Origin of the sequence: Actinomadura kijaniata NBRC 14229, from assembly GCF_001552175.1 — a bacterium.
GTDB lineage: Bacteria > Actinomycetota > Actinomycetes > Streptosporangiales > Streptosporangiaceae > Spirillospora > Spirillospora kijaniata.
Map to the genome: position 1 here is coordinate 1 of NZ_BCQR01000217.1, position 17,653 is coordinate 17,653.

The window sequence follows — 17,653 nt, forward strand, 5'->3', positions numbered from 1 at the left end:
GCCGGCGGCCTGCTCGCGCTGGCGGCGCCGGCCGTGCCCGCCCACGCCGCGGCGGCCTGCAACACCGGCAGCGTGTGCGCCTACAAGTACGTCGGCGGCTCGCAGGTGTGGCGGCGGACGTGGGCCCATCACGCCGACGAACTTCCGGGCTGCAGCTCGAACCGCCAGGTGCTCAGCAGCAACATCAACATGGTGCGCAACCGGACCAACCGCAACATCACCGTGGGCATCGTCAAGGTCGGCGTCAACCAGATCGTCAACACCTTCGACGCCGCGTACTTCCACCGGATCTGCCTGAGCGACTTCTGATCCCATGCCGCCCCGGGTGGCCACGTCACCTATGACCTGGTCACCCGCCTCCGGCGCGTCCGGCCGTGCACGGGACCGCGCTGACGTTCGCAAGGCCGCCGAGAACGGTCCGATCGTGCCTCGGCGGCACGCACACCCGCCAACATCTGATCACCCTTGGACTGGAGCCTCCCCATGCGAACCACCACCCGCAGGATCGCCGTGGCCGCCGCCGTCGCCGGCGCCACGCTCGGCGGCCTGGCCGTCGCACCGGCCAACGCCGCCGCCAGCTGCAACACCAACAACCTGTGCCTGTTCAACGGCGCTCCCGGCGACTACCGGCTCGCCGCGACCCTCAGGCTCGCCAGCGCCGACGTCCCGATCTCCAGCTCCAAGGGCCTGACCTGCGATCCGGGGGCCGCCCGGATGTTCTCCGGGTTCACCCTGCTGCGGGTCAAGTCGAGCATCTCCAGCACCAACCACATCAGCTACGGCATCTGGCTGGTCCCGTTCGTCAAGCGCGGCGGTGACTGGCAGCAGCAACCGGCCATCAACATCAAGCCCAACGTCGACACCACCATCAACGCCGCCGCGTCCACCCTCTACACGGCATGCGCGTACGAGTACCAGCGCAGCACCTGATCCACGAACGGAGCGCGGGCCGGCGCCGCAACGAGCGGCCCCGAGAACGCACTCGGGGCCGCCACGGCATGGGGCGGTCGAACAGCGCAGCAGCCTGCTGAACGGCCCGGACCCTCACCCGACGGCTGATCACGCGATCAGGTGATGCGCGTGACCATCACAGCGGGCGGTGCATCATGTGCAGACCGACGTAGCCCTTCTCGGGATGCCGGAAGCCGCCCGGTACGGTGCCCAGCACCGTGAATCCGAGTGACTCGTACAGCCTTACGGCGTGCAGGTTCGTCTCGACGACGGCGTTGAACACCATCGCCCGGAAGCCCGCCGCGCGCGCCCACGCCAGCGAATCCGCGCACAGCGCCCGGCCGGCTCCCCGCCCCTGGTGGCGCGGGTCGACCATGTAGCTGGCGCTGGCGATGTGTGAGCCGTTGCCCGAGCGGTTGGCGTACATGTTCGCCGTGCCGAGCACCGCGCCGGTGCCGTCGGTAGCGACGACCGTGCGTCCCGGATCCGGGACCAGCCACATGGCGCGGCCCTGCTCTTCGTCGAGGTCGAGGGGGTAGGGAAACGTTTCACCCGCTGCGACGATCTGGTGGAAGAACGGCCAGATGGCGGGCCAGTCGTCGGCGGTGGCATTCCTGATCAGCACACGTCAGAGGCTTCTGCCACGGACGGAAGAACGCAAAGCCTTTTCGCGTGCGGTGTCTCCTTGAGATGGGCTGACCTGGGATGTCGTGCTGAGAGGAGCCGAGATCGGCGAGACGGCCGTTGACGATGCCGGTGTCCTCTCGGACCACGACCTCGTCCGCGCACGCGTCACGGTGTGGGCCGGACCGCCTGGTCCCTGAGTGCGTGCGGCGTTCAACGCTCGTCGGAGCCGGGGCGCGCGGGCCCTGACGGTGGGAAGGAGCCTGGCTCTCTGGCACCGATGACCCGCGTGGAGACCTGGGCGGTGAACCGCGCGCCTGCGGGAAGGACATGGGCGCCCTGAGCCTCGGCCACGCCTGCGATCTGCTGGTGCCCGGCTTCGGTGATGATGAAGGTGAGCCCGTCGGAGTTCTGCTTTACGATGAGGAACGGCGTGCCGGAAGCCAGGACACCGACGGCGGGCAGATGGCGCATGTCGCCTTCCCAGCCGAGGGTGTCGGCGGCATCGGCGAGGGCGAGGACGGCGGCCAGGGCCCAGGCGGTGTCCTCGGGCGAGGTGGACCAGCGGTTCAGCGGCGTGAACGAGCCGAAGTCGTCGATCCAGTTGGCCAGCTTGTAGACGTACATCGCCCCATTGTCGACCTGGCCGTGTCTTGGGCCTCGGAGGTCGCCGGCGGCCGCTTTAAGGACGAGAACACCAACCAGAGCCATGGCTTCTTCGGGGTGGTTCTCGGGAACGCCGACCGGGGCTGCCACTTCCAGATCCCGCACCTGCTTCGAAGGCGCCAGCGGACAGACCGAGCACGTTGTCTTCGCCCATGCCGCGATTGCGGGTTTCCGCGCGTCGCGCGCGTTCGGCATGGGCGTTGGCGCTGGAGATTTCGGGACGAACCTCCTGGAAGCGTGTCGGGGCCCCTATCCGCGCGGTGTCTCCGAGGGAGGGGGCGCGGCGGACGACAGGATGGTCTCGACCAGGGTCCGCACCCGCTTGGCGGGGCCGCCCGCGCCCAGTGACTGGGCGGAGGCGTTCAGGCCCTCGAAGACCAGCGTGAGATGGTCGGCCAGCTCGGCCGGGTCCTCGACTCCGAGCTGGCCGGTCAGCTCGCTCATCCTCCGACGGAACCAGGACTTCGCCGCGACCGCGTTGCGGTGGGCGGGCAGGTCGGCGTCGGGGAACTCGGCCAACGCCATCAGAAGCGCGCAGCCGCGGAACCCCTCCGAGTCGATCTGCGCGAACACCGCGTCGAAGACGGCCAGGATCTGGTCGCGCGGATCGGGGCCCGCGCCCGCGACCGCCGCCTCGAACCTCTCCTCGAATCCCTGGGCGGCGTGCTCGACGTACGCGCCGACCAGTCCGTCCTTGGAGGAGAACAACCGGTACAGGGTCGTCGGGGCGACACCGGCCTCGGCCGCGACGAGATCGACCCCGGTGGCCCGGATGCCCTTCCCGTAGAACAGCTCCCCGGCCACCCCGAGTACGTGCGCCCGGGTCTCGGCGGCGGTTCGATACACGGTTCCCCTCCCGTATTGCAATGTTAGGGATCGTTCCCTACGTTGTTAGGGATCGTTCCCGCAAGACTAGCTCCACGGCGGCGTCCCTCTCCTCCCGGCCGGATCCCCGCGAAACGACAAGGAAGGTGCGTATGAGCACCCCGCAAGCGGTACGGCGTCGGGGCAGGTCCGGTCTCTCCCTGGCGACGCTTTTCCTGGGAATGTTCGTGCTGGGCAGCGCCGAGCTGCTCGTGGTCGGCGTGCTGAACCTGATCGCCGCCGACCTCCGCGTCTCCCTTCCCGCGGCGGGCACGCTGGTGACCGCCTACGCGCTGGGCCTGGCCATCGGCGGTCCGGTCCTGACCGCCCTCACCATCAGGCTGGACAGGCGGACCGTCCTCGCCGGCGCGCTCGCCCTGTTCGCGCTGGGCAACCTGGTCGCGGTGCTGACCGACGGCTACGGCCTGTTCCTGGCGGTACGCGTCCTCACCGGCGCGCTCCAGGGCCTGTTCATCGCCGCCGCGTTCGCGGCGGGCATCTCGGTCGTCCCGCCCGAGCGCATGGGCCGGGCGATCTCGGTGGTCGTCTCCGGTGTCGCGGTGTCGGCCGCGCTGGGCGTGCCCCTGGGCACGCTGGCCGGCCAGACGCTCGGCTGGCGCGGCTCGTTCACCGCGATCATCGCGCTCAGCGTGCTCGCGCTGGTCGCCACCCTGGCACTGGTCCCCTCCGTGCCCGGCAGCGGCGGCGGCGCGGGCGACCAGGTCAGACATGCCCTCGCGCCCCGAGTGCTGGCCGTGCTGGGCCTGAACCTGCTGGTGTTCGCCGCGCTGTACTCGGCGTTGACCTACATCGTTCCGTTCCTGGAGAGCGTCACGGGCATCTCCGGTGCGCTGACCAGTGTGTTCCTGCTGGCCTACGGGGTGGCCACGGCGGTCGGCTCCTTCGGCGGCGGCCGGTTCGCCGACCGGAACGCCGCCCGCACCCTGACCGTCGCCACCACCGGCACGGCGGTCGCCCTGCTGGCGCTCCACCTCGTCGGCGCGGTCCCGGTCCTCGTGGCGCCGGTGCTGCTCGTCTGGGGCCTGTTCGCCTTCGGCATGGTGCCCTCGCTCCAGTACCGCGTGGTGAGCCTGGCCGGGCCCGGCGGCCAGCTGGCGTCCTCGCTGCCCGCCTCCGCGGCCAACATCGGCATCGCGGTCGGATCGGCCGCCGGAGGGGCCGCGCTCGGTGGCTCCACCGCCTCGGCGCCGGTGCTCACCGGACTGGCCATCGCCGTCGTCGCCGTCCCGGTCTCCTGGGCCACCGGCCTCCTCAGGCCGCCGGCGGTCGAGGAGGTGATCGAAGCCGACCCCCGAGCCCGCGTGAAGCCATCCGCATGACCGCATCCACCCCGGACGACACCCTTGAATTGGAGCCCGCCATGACCAGTGAACTGAAAGCGCACGCCGACACCCTCCGTGCGCTGCACCACGCCGATGAGATGCTCGTCCTGCCCAACGTGTGGGACGCGGCCAGCGCCAAGATCGTGGTCGAGGCCGGTTTCCCCGCGGTCGCCACCGCCAGCGCGGCGGTCTCGGCGATGCTCGGCTTCCCGGACGGCGAGGGCGCGCCCTGGCAGGAGATGTTCGCCGCGGCCGGGCGGATCGCCCGGGCGGTGCCGGTCCCGGTCACCGTGGACGCCGAGGCGGGATACGGCATGGAGCCGCGGGAGCTGGTGGACCGGCTGCTGGAGGTCGGCGCGGTCGGCTGCAACCTGGAGGACAGCGACCACCGCGCGGGCGGGTTGGTCGACGCCGGCGCGAACGCCGAACGGCTGGCCGCCGTCCGGGCCGCCGCGGACGACGCCGGGGTCCCGATCGTCATCAACGCGCGTGTCGACGCCTTCCTGGGGTCGTCCGGGGTGCCCCCGCAGGAGCGGGTCACCGAGGCGGTCCGCCGAGGCCGCCTCTACCTGGAGGCCGGGGCCGACTGCGTCTACCCGATCGGCGTCGGCGACGAGCAGGACGTCGCCGCCCTGGTCGCCCAGGTGCCCGGCCCCGTCAACGGCAACACCCGGCCCAACGGCCTGGACCTGGCCAGGCTCCGTGAGCTGGGAGTGGCGCGGGTCTCCTACGGCCCCCGGTTCTACTTCGGGGCGCTGGACACCTTCAGGTCCGCGGTCCGGGAACTGCTGGACTGACCACCGCACGCGATCGCCGGTGCCGGGCCGACCTGGCCGCCCTCGGCCTCGTCGGCCCGGCGTTCCGACCTGACGACGGCAACGCGCCCGCATTCAGCGCCGATGCCGGGCCTCATGTGTCGCGGTGTCGGCACGGGCTCGCCTCCTCTCCGCCGTCCACCTGTGCGTTGACCAGGCGGTGGGCCAGGCCGGTCGCCGGGCCACGACATCGGCGCCGTGCAACGCGCGCCCCCGGCACTCCGCATCCGCCGGGGGTGTTCGGCCGCGCGAACGCGGACACGTAAGGTAACAACATGATCACAGAGAAGGAATCGACGGAGGACAGGCAGCGGATCGTCCGCGCCGCCACGCGGTTGTTCGCGGCGTTGGGGCTGGACGGAACCCCCACCGAGTTGATCGCCGAGGCCGCCGGCGTTCCGACCGGCACCCTGCGCCGGTACTTCCGCAGCAACACCGAGCTGTACCGGGAGGTCATGGAGCGGGCCGCCGCAGCCGAGCGCAAAGCACTGGCCGACGCGCTGGACGCCTTCACCCCCACCCACCAGGGGATGATCCGCGTCCTGGACGCCTACCTGGACTTCTACGCCTCCGAGCCCGACATGCTCGGGCTGTGGCTGCACCGCCGCGCCGGTGACGCCGCGGACACCGCCGACCTGGATGAACGTCACTCCCGGACCAAGCTCACCTGGATCGCCACCGCCATCCGGGACGCCGTCCCCGACCCGTCCGGTCTGGACTACGCGTTGTGGACCTTTCCCTGGGTGGTCTCCGGGTTCCTCGGGCACGGCATGGTCTACTCCGCCGACCGGGGCGGGCGCTTCGGGGACGGGCACGTCAACCGGCAGCAACTCGAAGAGTTCCGCGCCTACCTGCATGCCCTGGCGGCCCGCGTCCTCGCCCTGCCCGGCGCCCCGGGCCGCGACACCCCGGACCACACGTCCTCCTGAACGCGGCGCAGGCGGCAGACGCCGCCCGAGCACCCGTTAGGCTCCGGGCCGTGGGCGTCTACATCACCCAGGTGGCTTTCGAGGACTGGAACGACCCGCTGATCCAGCGCGGTTCGGCTCTGGACCTCGCTCTTGCCGAACGCGGCCTTCCGCCCTACGTGCCCGCGCCGCGCCCCACCCGCCGGATGTTCGAGGAGAAGCTGTTCCCGCCCATGAGTGGGTTCGGTGAGCTCTGCGATCAGGAGTTGCCCGGCGACCAGCGTCGATGCTTCGACTGGAACGTGCTCGTCCCCGTCGATTTCGATGGCCCGATCGGACTGCCCATCCCCTCCAGCTACGCCGACACCACGACGGTCCGCAGCGCGCAACGGCTGCTGGAAGCCATGCGCGCCCTGGCCGACCAGGTCGGCTTGCCGGGCAGTGTCCCTGCCGAACCGACGGATATGGCGCTCACCGCGTGGTTCGTCAAGGCGACGGAACCGGGCGGGGAAGCGAGCCGATGGCAGGCCGCCCCTGCCGTCGTCTTCTACACCGCGCTCTTCCTGCGCGCCGCCGAACGGGTCATCAGGCACAACTGCGCCCTCAGCGTGTCCTGATCCGGGACCCACCGCGAAGGTACCGTTCCCGGTCGGGTTCCATCAGGTGCCCGAGCGGACGAAACGTCCGTCGGCTGGCCTGACCTCGCCTCCGTCCGGGGTGAGGTCGGTCGATGCCCTGAATCGCACTCGCGGCCGCCGCCTGACCGCTGGCCGGTCCGCAAGGCCGGGGACACGTTCCGCGCCCTGGGTGCCGGGGTCGTGGTGCCGGTTGGTCGTCCGCGGGTCAGCGGGTGTCGAGGAACCGGTCCAGCACCCTTGTGCCGAACTCCAGGCCCGCCAGCGGCACCCGCTCGTCCACGCCGTGGAACATCGCCTGGTAGTCCAGGGACGGGTCCAGCAGCAGCGGCGCGAATCCGAAGCTGCGGATCCCGATCGCCGCGAACGACTTGGCGTCGGTGCCGCCCGACATCACGTACGGCACCGGCCGCGCGGCCGCGTCCTCGGCCCGCAGCGCGCCGGCGAGCGCGGCGAACGTCGGTCCCTGCGGGTCGGCCGAGGGCGCCTGCTCGAAGTTGACGAACTCGCGGGTGACCCTCGGCCCGAGCAGCCGGTCCACGGTGGCGAGGAACTCCTCGCCGAGGCCCGGCAGGAAACGGCCGTCGACCTGCGCGGTGGCCGAGCCCGGCACGACGTTGACCTTGTATCCGGCGTCCAGGCGGGTCGGGTTGGCCGAGTTGCGGATGGTCCCGGCGAACAGCGTGCCGACCCGGCCGAGCCGCCGCGCCTCCTCGTCGAGCCGGTCGTGGTCGATCGTGGTGCCGAGGGCGTCCGCGAGGCCGTCCAGCAGCGCGCGCACGCCCGGGGTCAGCCGCACCGGCCACTCGTGGGAGGCCAGCCGGGAGATCGCGTGGCACAGCTCGGCGACGGCGTTGTCGGGCGCGGGCCTGGAGCCGTGGCCGGCCGTGCCGCGCGCCGTCAGGCGCATCCACGCGGTGCCGCGCTCGCCGACCGCGATCGGGTAGACGCGCGTGTCCGGTCCCGTCGTCACGCTGTACCCGCCGGACTCGCTGATCGCCTCGGTGCAGCCGTCGAAGAACTCCCGGTGCTCGCGCGTCACGTACCGGGAGCCGTAGTCGCCGGTGCACTCCTCGTCGGCGAGGAAGGCGAGCACGAGGTCGCCGCGCGTGCGGCGGCCCGCGCGCAGCCGCGCCCGGACGGCCGCCAGCGTCATCGCCACCGACCCCTTCATGTCGACGGCGCCGCGCCCCCACACGCACCCGTCGCGGACCTCGCCCGACAGCGGGGGCACGCTCCAGTCGGCGGGGTCGGCGGGCACCACGTCCAGGTGCCCGTGGACGAGGAACGCGGGCGCGTCCGGGTCGGTGCCGGGAATCCGCGCCAGCACCGACGCCCGGCCCGGCGCCGACTCGACGACCACCGGCTCGACGCCCACCTCGTCGAGCAGCGCCGCGACGTGCTCGGCGGCCGGGCGTTCGGGTCGCCCCTCCCCCTGGCCCTCGTTGGTCGTGTCGATCCGGATCAGCTCGGCGCACAGCGCGCCCGCCTCACCGCCCGCTACCTCCTGCATGGAGCCGCCTTCCGTACGGTTCGTCCGTCTGAATGCACCATGACCGGTTCCAGAACCCGTGCCGCGGCGTCGCGGTCTCGATCGGATTGCGAATTGATCAACAACGAACCGAGATCATCAACCCGGGTACGACTCCTGCGACCGCGCCGGACACCCCCCTAGCCGGCGCAGGGCGGAGGGAGGATCATGGCCCACCCCAAGGCCGCCGGCCTCAGCGCGATCCTGCTCATGGTGGCCTGCTCGACCGTCGCCTGCGGCGGCGGAGGAGGCAAGTCCGGCGACGGGGTCTTCACCGTCGGCCACCCCGAACCCGACCACCTCATCCCCGGCAACACCACCAGCAGTTACTCCTTCGACGTCATCGGCAACCTCTTCGAGAACCTCGTCGGGCTGAGCCGCGACGGAAAGCCGGTCATGGCGGCCGCCGAGTCGGTCACCAGCACCGACCAGAAGGTCTGGACCATCAAGATCCGTCCCGGGCAGAAGTTCCACAACGGGGAGCCGGTCACCGCCGCCAGCTTCGCCGACGCCTGGAACAACGCCGCCTACGGCCCGAACGCCTACGAGGCCAACGACTACTTCTCGCACTTCCAGGGGTACGGCGACCTCAACCCCGAGGACGAGAACGCCAAGCCGAAGACCGACAAGCTGTCGGGCCTGCAGGTCATCGACGACACCACGCTGAAGGTCACGCTGGGCGCGCCCTTCAGCCAGTTCCCGCTGCTGCTCACCTACCCCGCGTTCGCGCCGATGCCGAAGGCCGCCTTCAAGGACCTCAAGGCCTACGAGAACAGTCCCGTCGGCAACGGCCCGTACCAGATGAGCGGGCAGTGGGTCCGCAACGGCCCGATCAAGCTGGTGCCGTTCCCCGGCTACACCGGCACGCGCAAGCCGCGCAACAAGGGCGTCATCTGGAAGAGCTACTCCAGCGCCGCCACCACCTGGACGGACCTGCGCGCCGGGCGCATCGACGCGATGCAGACCATCCCGGCCGACAAGGTCCCCGAGGCCAAGCGCGTCCTCGGCGACCGGTTCCTGCCCCGGACGACGGGCACCATCGACTACCTGGGCTTCCCGCTGTTCACCGGCAGGTTCGACAGCCCCGACCTGCGCCGGGCCATCTCCATGGCCATCGACCGGCAGGGCATCAACAAGGCCGTCTACAACGGCGACTACATCCCGGCCGACTCGCTCCTGCCGAAGATCATCCCCGGTTACCGGGCGGGTGCCTGCGGCGAGGCCTGCGTCTACGACCCGGTCAAGGCCAAGCAGCTCTACGACAAGTCGGGCGGCTTCAAGGGCACGCTGGAGCTGTACTTCTCCAACGCGCAGCCCAGCTACGCGCAGTGGATGCAGATCGTGGCGAACTCGCTGCGGCAGAACCTCGGCATCAAGGACATCCAGTTCCGGCAGCTGCCCGCCTCCGACTACTTCTCCGCGATGTCCAAGCGCACCCAGAAGGGCCCCTACCGGCAGAACTGGGAGGCCGACTACCCGAGTGCCCAGAACTACCTGCAGAACATGTGGGGCGAGGCGGGCAACAAGATGGGCTGGCGCAGCAAGGAGTTCAACGACCTCATCGCCAAGGGCAACGCCAGCGCCGACCAGGCCGAGGCGCTGAAGTACTACAACCAGGCCGAGGACATCGCGATCCGCGAGATGCCGCAGATCCCGCTGTGGACGTGGGCGGGCCAGGGCGGGCGTTCGTCCCGCGTCGACAACGTCGTCATCACCCCCTACGCCACGGGCATGCTCGCCTACGACGTGACGGTGAAGTGAGCCGCGGATGTGGCGTTACGCCCTGCGGCGTCTCCTCCAGGCCGTCCCGGTCTTCCTGGGCACCACGCTGCTCATCTACCTGATGGTGTTCACCCTGCCGGGCGACCCGATCACCGCGCTCGCCGGGGACAAGCCGATCCCCGCGTCCGTCGCGCACGCGCTGCGGGAGCGCTACAACCTGAACGACCCGCTGCTCGTCCAGTACGCCAAGTACATGTGGGGCCTGCTGCACGGCGACCTCGGCGAGAACTACGACGGGCAGCGCGTGGCCGACATGCTCACCGGACGCTGGGGGGTGACGGCGCGCCTCGCCGTCACCGCCTGGCTGTTCGAACTCGCCGTCGGCGTCGCGCTCGGGGTGTGGGCCGGGCTGCGGCGCGGCAGGCTCGCCGACACCCTCGTGCTCGGCGGCACCACGTTGATCATCGCGGTGCCGGTGTTCGTGCTGGGCTACAGCGCGCAGCTGCTGTTCGGCGTGAAGTGGCCGATCCTGCCGTCGGCGGGCACCGACGACGGCTGGCCGGTCAGCTACCTGCTGCCCGGCATCGTGCTCGGCTCGCTCGGGCTGTCCTACGTCGCCCGGCTCACCCGCACGAGCCTCGCCGAGAACCTGCGCGCCGACTACGTGCGCACCGCCCGCGCCAAGGGCCTCCCGTGGCGGCGCGTCGTCGTCCGGCACGCCCTGCGCAACTCGCTGATCCCGGTGGTCACCTATCTCGGCATCGACTTCGGCTCGCTGATGGGCGGCGCCATCGTCACCGAGGGGATCTTCAACCTGCCCGGTGTCGGCCAGCAGGTGTTCCAGTCGATCCAGCTCAAGGAGGGCCCGGTCGTGGTCGGCGCCGTGACGCTGCTCGTGCTGGTGTTCATCGTGGTCAACCTGCTCGTGGACCTGCTGTACGGGCTGCTCGACCCGCGCATCCGGTACCAGTGAGGGAGGGGAATGTCCGTTCAGGAACCCGAGACGGCGGCGGTCGCCGAGGCCGGCGGGCCCATCTCCGACGTCCGCGCCTCGCTGTGGCGTGACGCCTGGTACGAGCTGCGGCGGCGCCGCCTGTTCTGGGTCTGCGTCGCGGAGCTCGCGCTCGTCGGGCTGATGGCCGCGGTGCCGCGGCTGTTCACCGGCCGGGCCGTCAACACCGACTGCGACCCCAACCAGGCCAAGGCCGGGCCGTCGGGCGCGCACTGGTTCGGCACCGACACCGCGGGCTGCGACTACTACGCCCATGTCGTGCACGGCGCCCGCCCGACCCTGCTGATCGGCATCGCGGTGACGCTGTTCGCGCTGGTCATCGCGGTCGTCCTCGGCTCACTCGCGGGCTACTACGGCGGCCTGCTCGACGCGGTGATCGCGCGGATCACCGACGTGTTCTTCGGGTTGCCGTTCGTGCTCGGCGCGACCGTCATCCTCGTCGCCTTCCCCGGCCACGGCGTCGGCGCGATGACGCTGGTGCTGGTGCTGCTCGGCTGGACGACGATGGTCCGCATCATGCGCGGGCAGGTCATCGCCGTCCGCGACGCCGACTACGTGCAGGCCGCGCGGCTGCTCGGCGCGTCCGACCCGCGGATCATGCGCAGGCACGTGCTGCCGAACGCGATCGCGCCGGTGCTGGTGGTCGCCACCCTCAACGTCGGCAACGTGATCGCGGGAGAGGCCACGCTCGACTTCCTGGGCGTCGGCCTCCAGTACCCCCAGGTGTCGTGGGGGCTGCAACTCAACCAGGCCCAGTCGTACGTGCTGGACCACCCGCACCTGCTGCTGTTCCCCGCGGTGTTCCTGACGGCCACGGTGCTCGCCCTGCTGCTGCTCGGCGACGCCGCCCGCGACGCCCTCGACCCGAAACTGCGGTGACCATGGACGACAAGGAGAAGACGCCGCGCGACGCGCCGCTGCTGGAGGTGAGCGACCTGCGCGTGGAGTTCACCGTACGGGGTCGCACCTTCCGCGCGGTCGACGGCCTGTCCTACACCCTCGCCGAGGGCGAGACGCTCGCGGTCCTGGGAGAGTCGGGGTCGGGCAAGAGCGTCGCGGCGCAGGCCGTCATGGGCATCCTCGACAGCCCGCCCGCCCGGATCACCGGCGGCTCGGTCCGGCTGCGCGGCGAGGAACTGCTCGGCATGCCCGAGAGGCGGCGCCGCGCCTACCGCGGCGACCGCATCTCGATGATCTTCCAGGACGCGCTGACCGCGCTGAACCCGGTGCTGACCGTCGGCGACCAGATCACCGAGATGCTGCGCGTGCACCGGGGACTGAAGCGCGCCGCCGCCCGCGAGGCCGCGGTCGAACTGATGGAACGCGTCCGCATCCCGTCGGCGCGCGGCCGCCTGGCCGACCACCCGCACCAGTTCTCCGGCGGCATGCGGCAACGCGTCATGATCGCCATGGCGCTGGCGCTGGAGCCGGACGTGCTGATCGCCGACGAGCCCACCACCGCGCTCGACGTCACCGTGCAGGCCCAGATCATGCGGCTGCTCGCCGGAATGCGCGACGAGCTGCGCATGGGCATGGTCCTGATCACCCACGACCTCGGCGTCGTCGCGGGCGTCGCCGACCGGATCGTCGTCATGTACGCCGGGGCCGTCGCCGAGCAGGCGCCCGCCCGCGCCCTGTACGCCCGGCCCGCCCACCCCTACACCGCCGGGCTGCTCGCCTCGGTGCCGCGCCTGGACCGCCCCCGCGGCGCGCTCACCCCGATCACCGGCGCGCCGCCCGACCCGGCGGCGTTGCCGTCCGGCTGCCCGTTCCGGCCGCGCTGCCCGCGCGCCGAGGCCGTCTGCGCCGCCGAGCGGCCGCCGCTGGTCACCGTCGCGCCCGGGCACGCGGCGGCCTGCCACTTCGCCGAGGAGGTGCACGGTGCCCGATGACGCGCCGATCCTGCGGGTCGACGGCCTGGTCAAGCACTATGCCGTGACCCGGGGCGTGGTGTTCCGGCACCGCGTCGGGACCGTCAAGGCCGTCGACGGCGTCTCCCTGGAACTGCGGCCGGGAGAGACCCTCGGGCTCGTCGGCGAGTCCGGCTGCGGCAAGTCGACCCTCGCCAGGCTGCTGCTGGCCGCCGAACGGCCCACCTCGGGCACGGTGGACTTCGACGGACGCGACGTCTCCGCGCTGCCGCGCCGCGAGCTGCGCGCCCTGCGCCGCCGCATCCAGCTCGTCCTCCAGGACCCCTACTCCTCGCTCAACCCGCGCATGACGGTCGGCGACATCGTCGGCGAGCCGTTCGAGATCCACCCCGACCTCGTGCCGAAGGAGCGCCGCCGCGACCGCGTCCGGGAACTGCTGGAGCTCGTCGGGCTCGACCCCGGCCACGTCAACCGCTACCCGCACCAGTTCTCCGGCGGCCAGCGCCAGCGCGTCGGCATCGCCCGCGCCCTCGCGCTCGGCCCCGACGTGGTCGTGTGCGACGAGCCGGTGTCGGCGCTGGACGTGTCGGTGCAGGCCCAGGTCATGAACCTGCTGGCGAGGCTGCAGCGCGAGCTCGGCGTCGCCTACGTGTTCATCGCGCACGACCTGGCCGCCGTCCGGCACATCTCCGACCGGGTCGCGGTCATGTACCTCGGCCGGATCGTGGAGACCGGGCCCGCCGGGGAGATCTACGACCGTCCCGCCCATCCCTACACGCAGGCCCTGCTGTCGGCGGTGCCGGTGCCCGACCCCGAGGCCGCCTGGACCGGCCGGATCGAGCTGGAGGGCGAGCCGCCGTCGCCGATCGACCCGCCGTCCGGCTGCCGGTTCCGCACCCGCTGCTGGAAGGCCGCCGACGTGTGCGCCGAACGCGACCCCGCCCTGGAGGTGCGCCCCGGGACGTCCCACCCCGTCGCCTGCCACTTCGCCGAGGCCCGCCCGGCGGGGGCCCCGGCCGCGGAGACGGGCCCGGGGCTGGACTCCCCACCGGGGCCTTGACCCGGCGTTCAGCGGCGCGCGTCTTCCCGCACCTCCAGGAGCGGCAGGCCCGCCGCGAACCGGCGGAGGAAGGCGGCGGTCGGGGTGTCCGCCGCCGCGACGGTGTCCGGGGTGCCCTCCGCGACCACCGCTCCCCCGTCCGGACCGGCTCCCGGCCCCAGGTCGATCACCCAGTCCGCGGACGCGGCGACGGGGATGTCGTGTTCGGCCACGACGACGGTGTTGCCCGAGTCGAGCAGCACGTCGAGCGCGTCCACCACGCGCTGGATGTCGGAGGGGTGCAGTCCTGAGACGGGCTCGTCGAGGACGACGAGCCCGGCCTTGCGGCTCGCGGCGCCGCGCTGGATCGCCGACGCCAGCTTCAGCCGCTGCGCCTCGCCGCCGGACAGCTCCGTGGCGCTCTGGCCGAGCTGGAGGTAGCCGAGCCCGACCCGGTTCAGGGCCCCCAGGGTCTCCGCGAGCTGCGGGGGCCCGGGGAAACGTTCCACGGCCTCGGCGACGGTCAGCTCCAGCACCTGGTCGATGGCCAGCCCCCGATACCTGATCTCCAGGGCCTCGGGCTTGTAGCGCCGCCCCTCGCACGCGTCGCAGACCACCCACACGTCCGGCAGGAAGTGCATGTCGACGAGCTTGCGTCCATAGCCGGTGCAGGTCTCGCAGCGGCCGCCACCGGCGGTGTTGAAGCTGAACCAGGAGGCGTTGACCCCACGTGCGCGCGCCAGGTCGGTCCCGGCGAACAGCTTGCGGACGATGTCGAACGCCTTGCTGTAGGTGGCCGGGTTGGACCGCGGCGTGCGTCCGAGCGGTTCCTGGTCGACGACGGCCACCCAGCCGAACCCCCCGAGACCGGTGACCTCCCCCACCGTGTCGGTCGCGGTCCCGTTCAGGGCGGCCTCCACGCCCGTCCCGAGCGCGCCGAGCAGGCTGCTCTTGCCGCTGCCGCTCACCCCGGTCAGGCAGGTGAGCCGCCCGGCGGGGAAACGGACCAGGTCCGCGGTCACGTTGTGCGCGCGCAGGCCGTGCAGTTCCACCCAGCCGGCGCCGTCCCCGACCGGGCGGCGGGTCCGGCGCAGCCGCGGTCCCTCCCCCGCCAGGTAGCGTCCGGTCAGCGACTCCGGGTGGGCGACCGCGTCGGCGGGCGGCCCCGACACCAGGACCTCGCCGCCGAGACGGCCCGCGCCGGGCCCCATGTCGATCACCCAGTCGGCCCGTGCGACCAGCTCGGGGTCGTGCTCGACGAGCAGCACCGTGTTGCCGGCCTCGCGCAGCTCCAGAGCGATGTCGAGCAGGTGCGCCTTGTCCGCCGGATGCAGCCCGGTCCCGGGCTCGTCCAGGACGAAGATGACGTCGCTCAGCTCGGTGCCGAGCTGGGCGGCGAGCCGGGTCCGCTGCAGCTCGCCCCCGGACAGCGTCGCCGCGCTCCGGGAGAGCTGGAGATGGGCCAGGCCGAGCCGGTCCAGGATCCCGAGCCTGCGGTCCAGGTCCTGGAGCAGCGACTCCCCCACCTCGCGCTGCCGGGGGTCCAGGGCGTCCGCCACGCGCTTCGCCCAGCGGCGCACCTCCCGCACCTCCACCTCGATCAGGCCGGGGTAGGTCAGCCCACCGAGCCGCACGGACCGGGCCACCTCGTCGTACCCGCTGCCGCCGCAGGTCCCGCAGGGCTGCTTGCGCATGTACGGCAGGTAGCGCTGCTTGGCGCTGGCCGTCTGGGCGTTCACGAACACCCGTTCCACCTCGGCGAGCGCGCCCCGCATCGGCTGGTTCGAGGTGTAGGTCATCCGGGCCGTCTCGTTCCTGTTGGGTATCTCGACGGTCGCCTCGATGTTCTCCTCACCCGTGCCGTACAGCACGCAGCGGCGGAACTCCTCCGGCAGCGACCGCCACGGCAGGCCGAGATCCACGCCGCGCTTCTCGGCGAGCGCCGGTACGAGCGCGTGCTCCCCCGACCGCCACTTCGCGAACCAGGGCGAGGCCCCCTCGAACAGCGGGAGCTCCGGGTGGGTGATGACCAGCTCCTCCCGCGCCCGCCAGCGTCCGCCCACCCCGTGGCAGTCCCCGCAGCTTCCCTCCGGCGTGTTGCGGTCGAAGTGGGCGGTCGTCAGGTACCCGTCCCCGCTCTCGGCCGCCGGGTCCGCGCCGATCCGCGGAAGGCGCGAGTACAGCAGCCCCAGGTGCCCGTCGATACCGGTGATCGTCGCGACCGTGGAGCGGGGGTTGCGGTTCAGGCGGCGCTGGTCGACCGCGAGCGTCACGCCGAGTCCCAGGATGCGGTCGACCCGCGGCCGGTTGCGCTGGGTGATGTACTGCCGCACGAACGGCGAGAGCCCCTCCAGGTACCGCAGCTGGGCCTCGTTGTGCAGGGTGTCGATGGCCAGGGAGGTCTTGCCGCTGCCGCTCACTCCGGTGAACGCGACGAGCCGCCCTTTGGGGATGCTCACCGACACGTCCCGCAGGTTGTTGGTACGGGCCCCCACCACGTCGATGGTCGCGTACCCCATGCTCGCGACGTCCCGTACGAATGCCGTCAACCTTCGTCCACCCTCTCGCGCCAGAACGGGGCAGGGGCGGGCGCGCCCCCGCCCATGCCGAACGGACCGGTCACACCGCCACGCGGTGGCCGCTTCATCAGATCTCTCGTCCCCTCGCCGGTCAGGACCGGGACGCCTCGGTGATCCTGGCGATGTCGGGGGCGTAGACGCTCATCCAGTGCGGGCGCAGCCGGTAGAAGACCACCTCGTCGTCCCAGTCGAAGGCGTCGTCACCGTAGAACTCCTTGAAGTAGGCGAGCAGGTAGGGCCAGTCGGCGGCCGGCTCGCCGTCCCGAGGGTTGAGGATCTCCACCGTGCCGTGCGTGAACACGCCCAGGTCCTCACCGCGCATGTGCGCGGCGCTGACGGCGGGACGTGCGGCCAGGTGGCGGGCCTTGGCGGCACCGGGCGCCGTGCCGAAGTGCCACCTGCCGTGCAGGAAGTGCCCGTCCACACCGCTGATCCGCGGTTCGCCCTTCGCCGTGACGGTGGACAGGGCCAGGGTGCACATGCCGGTCAGCACCCCGGTGAGCTGCTCCGCGGTCAGGGTCCTCTCGGCGTTGATGATCGAGCGAAGGTGCGAGGTGGAGCGGGAGAGGGAGGAGTCGAGGAGGGCCTGGAGCTCCTTGAGCTCTTCCGGCGTTTCGCGCATGGGAATCCTTGTCCAGCCGTGCGGTGTCTGTCCGTGGGATCCGGTCGGCGTCCATCGACGGCGCCGACCGGTGGAACCACTCTCGCATCGAAACCTGACAACCTGTGTCAGGTTTTATCGCCCATGGGACACGGCGGATGAACGAGAACCGCTGAGCCTGGCGGTCTTGGGCGCCCCATGCCGGGACGCGGTTCATCCGCGGGGCTGTTCCGGGCAGCCCCCGCGGATACCGTGCCGCTGATCCTGGTCAGCCGATGGGGAGGTTGGTGACCGGTTTGAAGCCGGGGACCTCGACGGTGAGGCTGGTGATCTCGGCGGGCACCTTGAACATCCCCCACAGGGTGTACTCCTCGCCCTTGACCACCTCGTAGTCCCCCAGCGGCATCCCCACCATCAAGGGACCGACCGCCAGCCGGTCGGTGTCACGCACCAGCCGGTACCGGGCGGTCGGCGTGGACAGCGCGACCCCTT

The 17,653-nt window shown here is 71.7% G+C and carries 17 protein-coding genes and 1 pseudogene; 11 read left to right on the forward strand and 7 right to left on the reverse strand.

The window, feature by feature from the left end; genetic code table 11:
* Together AKI01S_RS52205 and AKI01S_RS43820 are read left to right on the forward strand one after the other, a co-directional pair.
* Window positions 1-309 (forward strand): hypothetical protein (locus AKI01S_RS52205; protein ID WP_169814115.1); only part of this gene is annotated, 309 nt, incomplete at its 5' end.
* 174 nt (window positions 310-483) lie between these two features.
* Window positions 484-930, forward strand: coding sequence for a hypothetical protein (locus AKI01S_RS43820; protein ID WP_067831969.1), 447 nt, complete (start codon window positions 484-486; stop codon window positions 928-930).
* 157 nt (window positions 931-1,087) lie between these two features.
* Here the strand turns inward: AKI01S_RS43820 and AKI01S_RS43825 are convergent, their stop codons facing one another.
* From AKI01S_RS43825 to AKI01S_RS43835, 3 genes are all read right to left on the reverse strand, one after another.
* Window positions 1,088-1,576 carry a GNAT family N-acetyltransferase gene (locus AKI01S_RS43825; protein WP_067831970.1) on the reverse strand — a complete coding sequence of 163 codons (489 nt, stop codon included), beginning with the start codon at window positions 1,574-1,576 and terminating at the stop codon, window positions 1,088-1,090.
* 212 nt (window positions 1,577-1,788) lie between these two features.
* A complete protein-coding gene (locus AKI01S_RS43830; protein ID WP_157420574.1) occupies window positions 1,789-2,436 on the reverse strand; it encodes a hypothetical protein in 648 nt (215 codons plus the stop codon).
* A gap of 54 nt (window positions 2,437-2,490) precedes the next feature.
* Entirely contained in the window at window positions 2,491-3,087 is a 597-nt protein-coding gene (locus AKI01S_RS43835) for a TetR/AcrR family transcriptional regulator (protein ID WP_067831972.1), read from the reverse strand.
* A 131-nt stretch (window positions 3,088-3,218) separates the two neighbouring features.
* On the opposite strand from AKI01S_RS43835, the gene AKI01S_RS43840 reads away from it, so the two are divergent.
* The 4 genes from AKI01S_RS43840 (at window position 3,219) to AKI01S_RS43855 (ending at window position 6,788) form a co-directional block, all read left to right on the forward strand.
* Window positions 3,219-4,445, forward strand: coding sequence for an MFS transporter (locus tag AKI01S_RS43840; protein WP_067831973.1), 1,227 nt, complete (start codon window positions 3,219-3,221; stop codon window positions 4,443-4,445).
* Window positions 4,446-4,486: 41 nt separating this feature from the next.
* Window positions 4,487-5,245, forward strand: coding sequence for an isocitrate lyase/PEP mutase family protein (locus AKI01S_RS43845; protein WP_067831974.1), 759 nt, complete (start codon window positions 4,487-4,489; stop codon window positions 5,243-5,245).
* 293 nt (window positions 5,246-5,538) lie between these two features.
* The gene (locus AKI01S_RS43850) at window positions 5,539-6,192 is read left to right on the forward strand and encodes a TetR/AcrR family transcriptional regulator (RefSeq protein ID WP_067831976.1); all 654 of its coding nucleotides are present in this window, start codon (window positions 5,539-5,541) and stop codon (window positions 6,190-6,192) included.
* Between the two features lie 50 nt (window positions 6,193-6,242).
* Window positions 6,243-6,788, forward strand: a complete 546-nt coding sequence (locus tag AKI01S_RS43855) for a hypothetical protein (protein ID WP_084000833.1) — start codon at window positions 6,243-6,245, stop codon at window positions 6,786-6,788.
* Window positions 6,789-7,014: 226 nt separating this feature from the next.
* On the opposite strand, the gene AKI01S_RS43860 is transcribed toward AKI01S_RS43855, so the two are convergent.
* Window positions 7,015-8,319: a M20/M25/M40 family metallo-hydrolase gene (locus AKI01S_RS43860; protein WP_067831977.1), complete on the reverse strand. Its 1,305-nt coding sequence runs from the start codon at window positions 8,317-8,319 to the stop codon at window positions 7,015-7,017.
* A 186-nt stretch (window positions 8,320-8,505) separates the two neighbouring features.
* On the opposite strand from AKI01S_RS43860, the gene AKI01S_RS43865 reads away from it, so the two are divergent.
* The 5 genes from AKI01S_RS43865 to AKI01S_RS43885 are packed head-to-tail and all read left to right on the forward strand — an operon-like array spanning window position 8,506 to window position 14,002.
* Window positions 8,506-10,098, forward strand: coding sequence for a peptide ABC transporter substrate-binding protein (locus AKI01S_RS43865; RefSeq protein WP_067831979.1), 1,593 nt, complete (start codon window positions 8,506-8,508; stop codon window positions 10,096-10,098).
* A gap of 7 nt (window positions 10,099-10,105) precedes the next feature.
* Window positions 10,106-11,032, forward strand: a complete 927-nt coding sequence (locus tag AKI01S_RS43870) for an ABC transporter permease (protein WP_067831980.1) — start codon at window positions 10,106-10,108, stop codon at window positions 11,030-11,032.
* A gap of 9 nt (window positions 11,033-11,041) precedes the next feature.
* Complete coding sequence (locus AKI01S_RS43875) at window positions 11,042-11,950, forward strand: ABC transporter permease (protein WP_084000834.1); 909 nt, start codon at window positions 11,042-11,044, stop codon at window positions 11,948-11,950.
* 2 nt (window positions 11,951-11,952) lie between these two features.
* Window positions 11,953-12,963: an ABC transporter ATP-binding protein gene (locus AKI01S_RS43880; RefSeq protein ID WP_067831982.1), complete on the forward strand. Its 1,011-nt coding sequence runs from the start codon at window positions 11,953-11,955 to the stop codon at window positions 12,961-12,963.
* Window positions 12,953-14,002, forward strand: a complete 1,050-nt coding sequence (locus tag AKI01S_RS43885; protein ID WP_067831983.1) for an ABC transporter ATP-binding protein — start codon at window positions 12,953-12,955, stop codon at window positions 14,000-14,002. The genes AKI01S_RS43880 and AKI01S_RS43885 overlap by 11 nt, the downstream gene beginning before the upstream one ends.
* Before the next feature lie 8 nt (window positions 14,003-14,010).
* Here the strand turns inward: AKI01S_RS43885 and AKI01S_RS43890 are convergent, their stop codons facing one another.
* The 3 genes and pseudogenes from AKI01S_RS43890 to AKI01S_RS52210 all read right to left on the reverse strand — a co-directional run.
* On the reverse strand, window positions 14,011-16,530 hold the full coding sequence (locus tag AKI01S_RS43890; protein ID WP_245682037.1) for an excinuclease ABC subunit UvrA: 2,520 nt from the start codon (window positions 16,528-16,530) through the stop codon (window positions 14,011-14,013).
* 121 nt (window positions 16,531-16,651) lie between these two features.
* Window positions 16,652-17,182: a pyridoxamine 5'-phosphate oxidase family protein gene (locus AKI01S_RS43895; protein WP_067831986.1), complete on the reverse strand. Its 531-nt coding sequence runs from the start codon at window positions 17,180-17,182 to the stop codon at window positions 16,652-16,654.
* A 247-nt stretch (window positions 17,183-17,429) separates the two neighbouring features.
* Window positions 17,430-17,653 (reverse strand): annotated as a pseudogene (locus AKI01S_RS52210) (hypothetical protein); the annotation flags it as partial.

What these genes read in the sequence shown, in the direction of transcription:
- AKI01S_RS43850 (WP_067831976.1), top strand. Translation starts at nt 5,539, where the DNA reads ATGATCACAGAGAAGGAATCGACGGAGGACAGGCAGCGGATCGTCCGC.
- AKI01S_RS43895 (WP_067831986.1), bottom strand. Translation starts at nt 17,182, where the DNA reads ATGCGCGAAACGCCGGAAGAGCTCAAGGAGCTCCAGGCCCTCCTCGAC.
- AKI01S_RS43865 (WP_067831979.1), top strand. Translation starts at nt 8,506, where the DNA reads ATGGCCCACCCCAAGGCCGCCGGCCTCAGCGCGATCCTGCTCATGGTG.
- AKI01S_RS43860 (WP_067831977.1), bottom strand. Translation starts at nt 8,319, where the DNA reads ATGCAGGAGGTAGCGGGCGGTGAGGCGGGCGCGCTGTGCGCCGAGCTG.
- AKI01S_RS43820 (WP_067831969.1), top strand. Translation starts at nt 484, where the DNA reads ATGCGAACCACCACCCGCAGGATCGCCGTGGCCGCCGCCGTCGCCGGC.
- AKI01S_RS43880 (WP_067831982.1), top strand. Translation starts at nt 11,953, where the DNA reads ATGGACGACAAGGAGAAGACGCCGCGCGACGCGCCGCTGCTGGAGGTG.
- AKI01S_RS43830 (WP_157420574.1), bottom strand. Translation starts at nt 2,436, where the DNA reads ATGCCGAACGCGCGCGACGCGCGGAAACCCGCAATCGCGGCATGGGCG.
- AKI01S_RS43845 (WP_067831974.1), top strand. Translation starts at nt 4,487, where the DNA reads ATGACCAGTGAACTGAAAGCGCACGCCGACACCCTCCGTGCGCTGCAC.
- AKI01S_RS43840 (WP_067831973.1), top strand. Translation starts at nt 3,219, where the DNA reads ATGAGCACCCCGCAAGCGGTACGGCGTCGGGGCAGGTCCGGTCTCTCC.
- AKI01S_RS43875 (WP_084000834.1), top strand. Translation starts at nt 11,042, where the DNA reads ATGTCCGTTCAGGAACCCGAGACGGCGGCGGTCGCCGAGGCCGGCGGG.
- AKI01S_RS43870 (WP_067831980.1), top strand. Translation starts at nt 10,106, where the DNA reads ATGTGGCGTTACGCCCTGCGGCGTCTCCTCCAGGCCGTCCCGGTCTTC.